The 7,280-nt window shown below is 70.0% G+C and carries 7 protein-coding genes and 1 pseudogene; 6 read left to right on the forward strand and 2 right to left on the reverse strand.

The features are described 5' to 3' along the window. Positions 1-6: 6 nt before the first annotated feature. From BST28156_RS18055 to BST28156_RS18075, 5 genes are all read left to right on the forward strand, one after another. On the forward strand, positions 7-1,848 hold the full coding sequence (locus tag BST28156_RS18055) for an EAL domain-containing protein (protein ID WP_174902961.1): 1,842 nt from the start codon (positions 7-9) through the stop codon (positions 1,846-1,848). Between the two features lie 337 nt (positions 1,849-2,185). Continuing rightward, positions 2,186-3,199, forward strand: coding sequence for a LacI family DNA-binding transcriptional regulator (locus tag BST28156_RS18060; protein ID WP_060246590.1), 1,014 nt, complete (start codon positions 2,186-2,188; stop codon positions 3,197-3,199). A gap of 2 nt (positions 3,200-3,201) precedes the next feature. After that, positions 3,202-4,482 (forward strand): AGE family epimerase/isomerase, encoded by a 1,281-nt coding sequence (locus BST28156_RS18065; protein WP_060246587.1) that lies wholly within the window; start codon positions 3,202-3,204, stop codon positions 4,480-4,482. Beyond that, the gene (locus BST28156_RS18070; RefSeq protein ID WP_174902962.1) at positions 4,479-5,384 is read left to right on the forward strand and encodes a carbohydrate kinase family protein; all 906 of its coding nucleotides are present in this window, start codon (positions 4,479-4,481) and stop codon (positions 5,382-5,384) included. Before BST28156_RS18065 ends, BST28156_RS18070 begins: the two co-directional genes overlap by 4 nt. 107 nt (positions 5,385-5,491) lie before the next feature. Further along, on the forward strand, positions 5,492-5,713 hold the full coding sequence (locus BST28156_RS18075) for a hypothetical protein (RefSeq protein ID WP_009695564.1): 222 nt from the start codon (positions 5,492-5,494) through the stop codon (positions 5,711-5,713). Positions 5,714-5,747: 34 nt separating this feature from the next. On the opposite strand, the gene BST28156_RS18080 is transcribed toward BST28156_RS18075, so the two are convergent. Together BST28156_RS18080 and BST28156_RS18085 are read right to left on the reverse strand one after the other, a co-directional pair. Continuing rightward, positions 5,748-5,942, reverse strand: coding sequence for a DUF2905 domain-containing protein (locus BST28156_RS18080; RefSeq protein WP_009695565.1), 195 nt, complete (start codon positions 5,940-5,942; stop codon positions 5,748-5,750). An 11-nt stretch (positions 5,943-5,953) separates the two neighbouring features. Then, positions 5,954-7,135 (reverse strand): class I SAM-dependent methyltransferase, encoded by a 1,182-nt coding sequence (locus BST28156_RS18085; protein WP_174902963.1) that lies wholly within the window; start codon positions 7,133-7,135, stop codon positions 5,954-5,956. Between the two features lie 13 nt (positions 7,136-7,148). Here BST28156_RS18085 and BST28156_RS35080 point away from each other — a divergent pair. Continuing rightward, positions 7,149-7,280: pseudogene (locus BST28156_RS35080) on the forward strand (short-chain dehydrogenase); the annotation flags it as partial.

Raw genomic sequence — 7,280 nt, forward strand, 5'->3', positions numbered from 1 at the left:
ACGCTCATGCCCGCGCCCCCTTCCGCTTCCGCTGCCGCCGGCAGCACCTCGCGCCTGATCGCGGATCGCGCGCTCGCCGCCGTGTTCCAGCCGATCGTCGACCTCGAGTCAGGCACCGTCGTCGGTTATGAAGGGCTGATCCGCGGCCCGCACGGCACCGAGCTCGAGCCGCCGGCCGCGCTGTTCGCGCAGGCCGCGCGCGAGGGCGAGACCATTGCGCTCGAACAGGCAGCCGCACTCACCTGCCTCGACGCGTTCGCAGCGCTCGGCTGCGACGGCAAGCTGTTCCTCAATTTCAGCGCGGGCACGATCCTGCAACTCGCGCGCGAACACGAGCGTGCCCGCATGCTGCTCGGCCGCGCGCGGGTCGGCGCCGAACGCATCGTGATCGAGCTGACCGAGCAGAACGCGGCGACCGATGTCGCGCACATCGTGCCGGCGATCGCGTCGCTGCGCGATGCGGGCATCCAGTTCGCACTCGACGACTACGGCACCGCGAACGCAAGCATGAACCTGTGGCTGCGCCTGCACCCGGACGTCGTGAAGATCGACCGCTTCTTCATCCATGACATCGCGCGCGACCCGCTCAAGTTCGAGGCCGTGAAGGCGATGCAGCATTTCGCGCACGCGAGCGGCGCGAAACTGATCGCGGAAGGCATCGAGAACGAATGTGACCTGATCGTCGTGCGCGACATGGGCATCTGCTGCGTGCAGGGTTTCCTGCTCGGCCGCCCGAATGCCCGGCCGTCGCGCATCGTCGCGCCGGCCGCGCGCGACGCGATCCGCGCGCCGCACATCGCGGTGTTCCCCGGTGCGACTCGCGTCGCGCGGCCGGCCGGCACGATCGCCTCGAAGATGCTCGTGCCGGCGCCGGCGCTGCCGCGCGACGCGACCAGCAACGACGTGCTCGACCTGTTCAACCGGATGCCGGACCTGCACGCGGTTGCGCTTGTCGAGCGCGGGCGGCCCGTCGCGCTGGTGAACCGCCGCGGCTTCATCGACCGCTTCGCGCTGCCGTACCACCGCGAGGTGTTCGGCAAGAAGCCGTGCCTGCAGTTCGCGAACGACGCGCCGCTGATGATCGAGAACTCGACCACCTTCGAGCAGCTCGCGATGCTGCTCGCGAGCCATGACCAGCGCTATCTGGCAGACGGCTTCGTGATCACCGAGCACGGCCGCTACGTCGGGCTCGGCACCGGCGAGAGCCTGGTGCGCGCGGTGACCGAGATGCGCATCGAGGCCGCGCGCTACGCGAACCCGCTGACGTTCCTGCCCGGCAACATCCCGATCAGCGCGCACATCGACCGGCTGCTCGCGCGCGACGCCGGCTTTCATGCGTGCTACGTCGACCTGAACCAGTTCAAGCCGTTCAACGACCAGTACGGCTACTGGCAGGGCGACGAGGTGCTGAAGTTCGCCGCGACGGTGCTGGCCGGCGTGTGCGATCCGCAGCGGGACTTTCTCGGGCACGTCGGCGGCGACGATTTCCTCGTGCTGTTCCAGCGCGACGACTGGCATTCGCGCTCGCTCGCCGCGATCGAGCGCTTCAACGCGGGCGCGCAACTGTTCTATACGCAGGCCGACCGGCAGGCAGGCGGCCTGCGCGGCGAGGATCGCCACGGCAACCCCGCGTTCTTCGGCTTCGTGACGATGGCGATCGGCGCGGTCGGCGTGCCGGCCGGCGCACACGGCGCGAAGCGCTATGGCAGCGACGAGATCGCGTCGGTCGCCGCGCTCGCGAAACGGCGCGCGAAACAGCAGCCGGGCGGGCTTGCGGTGGTCGACCTCGATGCGGGCCGCGCGGCGCTGCGCGAACGCGGCGAGCCGACCGGCACGATCGCGCGCTGAACCGTGTTGGGTGAGACTTCGGGGACGCGTTGTCCTGTCGCCTTGCCGCCTTGCCCCCTTCCCGCACGCACGCAACCTTCAGGCTACCCAGCCTCCCCCGCGCCGCCGCTGGCCCGGTTCCGGCACGCGACGCCCGCCTGCGGGCCGCATCGAGCGCGCCTTCGCTCGTTCACCTTGCCTTTTTCTCCTTTTGTTTAGTATTTTTAGTAACGTCGTTTTCGCTAATTAGCACGTTAAAACCCGCCATTTGCGGGTATTCCCCGGCTATCCGGCCCGTTTTCCCCAACAATTTTTACTATACAATCGCCATCACCCTAAACAAACCGGATCCCGAACGATGGGCACCACCATTCGCGATGTGGCGCGGGCGGCAGAGGTCTCGATCGGCACCGTCTCCCGTGCGCTGAAAAACCAGCCCGGCCTGTCCGAGACGACGCGCGCGCGCGTCGTCGAGATCGCGCAGCGGCTCGGCTACGACTCCGCGCAGCTGCGGCCGCGCATCCGCCGGCTCACGTTCCTGCTGCATCGTCAGCACAACCGCTTTCCCGCCAGCCCGTTCTTCTCGCACGTGCTGCACGGCGTCGAGGACGCGTGCCGCGAGCGCGGCATCGTGCCGACGCTGCTCACCGTCGGCCCGAACGACGACGTGCTGCGCCAGATGCGTCCGCACGCACCCGATGCGATCGCGGTAGCTGGCTTCATCGAGCCCGAGACGATCGAGGCGCTCGCGGCGACCGGCCGCCCGCTCGTGCTGATCGACCTGTGGGCGCCCGGGCTGCGCTCGGTAAACATCGACAACGCGACCGGCGCGGCGCTCGCGATGCGCCATCTGCTCGCGACCGGCCGCTCGCGGATCGCGTTCATCGGCGGCTCGCCCGCGCACTACAGCATCGCGCAGCGCGCGATCGGCTACCGGCGCGCGTTCTTCGAGGCCGGCCAGCTGTTCGATCCCGCCTACGAGGTGACGATCGACGCGGGGCTCGATCCCGACACCGGCGCCGCGCGCGCGATGCAGCAGCTGCTCGACGCGCCGGGCCCGCGCCCCGACGCCGTGTTCGCGTACAACGACGCCGCCGCGCTCGCCGCGCAGCGCGTGTGCATCGCGCGCGGTCTGCGGATTCCGCACGACATCGCGATCGTCGGCTTCGACGACATTCCGGCCGCCGCGCACGCGACCCCGCCGCTGACGACGCTCGCCGTCGACAAGGAAGCGCTCGGCCGCCGCGGCGTCGAACTGCTGCTCGCCGAAGCGCCCGAACGCACCGAGATCTCCCTGCCCGTCGAGCTGATCGTGCGGGCCAGCAGCCAGCCCGCCGGCTCGCCGGCGCTCGATCCCGCCACGGTCACCTGATCATGAACATGCCCCCGGTCCAACCCTGCCCGGCCACGCCGGCCGCCCACGCGCAACCGGCGCCGTTCGTCGAGAATTTCCGCGACCCGTCGTTCCTGCTGTCGCACGTCGAGGACACGCTGCGCTTCTACGCGCCGAACGCGCTCGACCCGACGGGCGGCTTCTACCACTACTTCCGCGACGACGGCAGCGTCTACAACCGCACGTCGCGCCACCTCGTCAGCAGTTGCCGGTTCGTATTCAACTACGCGATGGCGTATCGCCATTTCGGCGATCCGCGCCATCTCGACTACGCACGCCACGGGCTGCGCTTCCTGCGCGACGCGCACTGGGACGACGCGCTGCAAGGCTACGACTGGGAGCTCGACTGGCGCGACGGTGCGAAGCGTGCGACGCTCGACGGCACGCGCCACTGCTACGGCCTCGCGTTCGTGCTGCTGGCGGCCGCGCATGCGACGATGGCCGGCATCGACGAGGCGCGCCCGCTGATCGCCGCGACCTACGAACTCGCCGAGCACCGCTTCTGGGATCCGGCGGCGGGCCTCTACGCGGACGACGCGACGCCGAACTGGATCGTGTCGAGCTACCGCGGCCAGAACGCGAACATGCACATGACCGAGGCGCTGCTCGCCGCCTACGAGGCGACCGGCCACCTGACCTACCTCGACCGCGCGGAAAAGCTCGCGACCCACATCACGCAGCGCCAGGCCGCGCTGTCGGGCGGCCTCGTGTGGGAGCACTACCATGCGGACTGGTCGGTCGACTGGGACTACAACAAGGAAGACAGCTCGAACATCTTCCGGCCGTGGGGCTTCCAGCCCGGCCACCAGACCGAATGGGCGAAGCTGCTGCTGATCCTCGAGCGCCACCGTCCGCTCGACTGGCTGGTGCCGCGCGCGGCCGAGCTGTTCGACGCGGCGCTCACGCATGCGTGGGACACGGACCACGGCGGCCTCTGCTACGGCTTCGGCCCCGATTTCACGATCTGCGACCACAACAAGTATTTCTGGGTGCAGGCGGAAACCTTCGCGGCGGCCGCGATGCTCGGCGCACGTACCGGCGCCGAACGCTTCTGGGACTGGTACGACGAGATCTGGCGCTATAGCTGGGCGCATTTCGTCGATCACCGCTACGGCGCGTGGTACCGGATCCTCACCTGCGACAACCGCAAGTACAGCGACGAGAAGAGTCCGGCCGGCAAGACCGACTATCACACGATGGGCGCGTGCTACGACGTGCTCGCAACCCTGGCGCGCGCGGCGCGCAGTGAGGCAAATCAATGAGCGGCGGCACTTTCCCGGCTTTCGTATCGGCGGGCGACATCCTGACCGACATGGTGCGCACAGGCGACGCGCAATGGACCTCGGTGCCCGGCGGCGCCGGCTGGAACGTCGCGCGCGCGGTCGCGCGGCTCGGCGTGCCGAGCGCGCTCGCGGGCGCGATCGGCGAGGACTGTTTCTCCGACGAGCTGTGGCGCACCAGCGAGGCGGCCGGGCTCGACCTGCGCTTCCTGCAGCGCGTGCCGCGCGCGCCGCTGCTCGCGATCGTCCATCAGACGCGTCCGCCCGCCTATTTCTTCATCGGCGACGCGAGCGCGGATCTCGCGTTCGACCCGGCGCGGCTGCCGGCCGGCTGGACCGAGCACGTGAAATGGGCGCACTTCGGCTGCATCAGCCTCGTGCGCGAGCCGCTCGCGAGCACGCTCGTCGCGCTCGCGGCCGACCTGCATGCGCGCGGCGTGAAGATCAGCTTCGACCCGAACGTGCGCAACCTGATGACGGCCGCGTACCGGCCGACGCTCGCGAAGATGGCCGGCCTGGCCGACCTGATCAAGGTGTCCGACGAAGACCTGCGGCACCTGTTCGGCAGCGACGGCGCCGAAGCGATCGACGCGGTGCGCGAGCTGAACCCGCGCGCGGCCGTGCTGGTCACGCGCGGCGCGCAGGCCGCGACGCTCTACGCGGACGGCGAGCGCTACGAAGCGAGCCCGCCGCGCGTCGAGGTGGCCGACACCGTCGGCGCGGGCGACGCGTCGATCGGCGGACTGCTGTTCAGCCTGATGGCCGCGCCGCAGCGGTCGTGGCGAGAACATCTCGCATTCGCGCTCGCGGCGGGCGCGGCCGCGTGCCGGCACACGGGCGCGCATGCGCCGACGCTCGACGAAGTGGTCGCGCTGCTCGACTGACGGACGCTGACGGGACGGTGACCGACACGGATCCGTCACCGATAAGCCGCGCTGTACATGCTGCGCCGCAGTGCTACGATGAAGTGTCCTTTTGCGGGAGAGGCGTCATGGACACCAACACGTTCACGAAAGGCATCTACACGGCCAAGGCGCATACGCAGCATGCGGGCAACGGGCAGTTCCAGGGCTACGTGATCCTCGCCCGCGACGACGGCGACGAGACCGAGAACATCCGTTACGACGTGCACACCACGAGCCCGAGCGAGGAGGAAGCGTTCGACGAGGCGAAGGCGCTCGCGCACCGGATCCTCGGCGAGATCGAGCTGTAGCGCCGATATGCGGCCCCGGCGGGCCCGGCGCGGTTCAGAGCATCCGTGCCGCCATCGACACCAGCATGGTCAGCACCAGCGTCGACATGAACGGAAACGGGTAGCGCCGCCCGCCGAGCGTCAGCGTGACGTCGCCGGGCAGCCGCCCGACGCCGAGCTTGCCCAGCCACGGCCAGCAGCGCGTCAGGATCATCACCGCGACGAACGACGCCATCAGCCAGCGCAGCATTGCCAGTCCCGTCAGAGCGCGTGCGAGCGGTCGCCGCGCGCGAATGCGTCGAGCGTGCCGTCGATGCCGCGCGAAAACGCGATCACCTTGAACAGCTCGCCCATCTCGGCTTCGGAAAGCAGCTTCTGCACCGCATTCGCGGCCGGCAGGAACTGCTTGATGTCCGACGGATCGATCGCGGCCAGCGCGTCGGTGATGCCCGCGTCGAGCAGGAAGCGCGCCTGCGACGTATAGCCGAGCAGGTCCGCGCCGGCGGCGACGCCCGCTTCGTAGATGCCGGTGAATTCGACGTGCGCGGTGATGTCCTGCAGGCCCGGATACAGGAACGGATCGTCGTGCGCGTGGTGGCGGTAGTGGCACATCAGCGTGCCGCGGTCGCGCTGCGGATGGTAATACTCGTGCGCGGGAAAGCCGTAGTCGATCAGCAGCACCGCGCCGCGCCCGAGCATCGTGCAGACGGTCCGCACGAACGCCAGCGCGGCCTCGTGCGTCTCGGTCACATAGCCGTCGTCGACGTCGAGGCCCGCCAGCACCGGCGGCAGCGCGCCCGGCGCGACCGGGCGATCGTCGAACACGAACGCCTGCTGCGCATCGAGCGCGACGCCGCGCTCGCGCCACGCGCCGTCGGCCTTCGCGAACAGCCGCACCGGCATCGCGTCGAGCACCTCGTTGCCGACCACGACGCCGTCGAAGCGCTCGGGCAGCGCGTCGAGCCAGCGCACCTTCGCAACCTGCGCCGGCGCGGCGGCCGCGATCGTGTCGCGCTGCCGCTCGCGCAATTCGCCGGACAGGTCGACGATCAGGTATTCGTCGAGTTCGGCGTCGAGCGCCGCGAGCAGCCCGGCCGCGAGCTTGCCGGTGCCCGCGCCGAATTCCATCACGCGGCGCGTGCCGCTCGCGGCAAGCGCATCGGCGACCGGCTGCGCGAGCGTCTGCGCGAACAGCGGCGACAGCTCGGGCGCGGTGACGAAGTCGCTGCCGTCGTCGGCGCGGCGCCCGAACTTGCGCGCGCCGCCGCTGTAATAGCCGAGGCCCGGCGCATACAGCGCGCGCTCCATGAAGCGGGAAAACGGCAGCCAGCCGCCGGCCGCCGCGACCTCGTCGCGCAGTTGCGCGGCCAGGGTTTCGGACTGCGCGAGCGCATCGGGGCCGGGAGCAGGTAAACTAGCGGGTTCGTGAGCTTTCGGGTTCATCCCGGCATTGTAAATGACCGTTTCAGCCGATACGTCGACCGCCCGCGTGGCGCTGGTCGCGGGCGCGCTCGACAGCGCCGCCGACGCCGCGTCGATCGGCCGGGCGCTCGCGAACGCCTTTGCGCGCCGCGGCTGGGACCTCGCG

The organism is Burkholderia pseudomultivorans, assembly GCF_902499075.1.
GTDB classification, from domain to species: domain Bacteria; phylum Pseudomonadota; class Gammaproteobacteria; order Burkholderiales; family Burkholderiaceae; genus Burkholderia; species Burkholderia pseudomultivorans.